Here is a 439-nt window from a genome sequence, read left to right on the forward strand (position 1 = left end):
CGTCACAGGCTGCGAGGCGCCAGGTGCGCTCGCGGCCTGCGGCTTGCAGCTCAAGGAATTTCTGTATGACCTCTTCGAACCGCCCTTCCATCAGCTTCGAGTTCTTCCCCACCAAGACCGAAGCCGGGCATGAAAAACTGCTGAACGTGGCGCGCCAGCTGGCGGGCTACCAGCCCGATTTCTTCTCCTGCACCTACGGTGCCGGTGGCTCGACGCGCGACCGCACGCTCAACACCGTGCTGCAACTCGACGGTGAGGTGAAGATCCCCACCGCCCCGCACCTGTCCTGCGTTGGCGACACCAAGGCCGAACTGCGCGAGCTGCTGAACCTCTACAAGAGTGCCGGCATCCAGCGCATCGTCGCACTGCGCGGCGACCTGCCGTCGGGTATGGGCATGGCCAGCGGCGAGCTGCGCTACGCCAACGAACTGGTGGAGTT

The 439-nt window shown here is 64.7% G+C and carries 1 protein-coding gene; it reads left to right on the forward strand.

What is annotated here, in order from left to right; genetic code table 11:
• Window positions 1-65 precede the first annotated feature (65 nt).
• Window positions 66-439 (forward strand): methylenetetrahydrofolate reductase (locus tag ACU8YC_RS28000; protein ID WP_446896394.1); only part of this gene is annotated, 374 nt, incomplete at its 3' end.

Source organism: Citrobacter sp. VF227, from assembly GCF_052950715.1.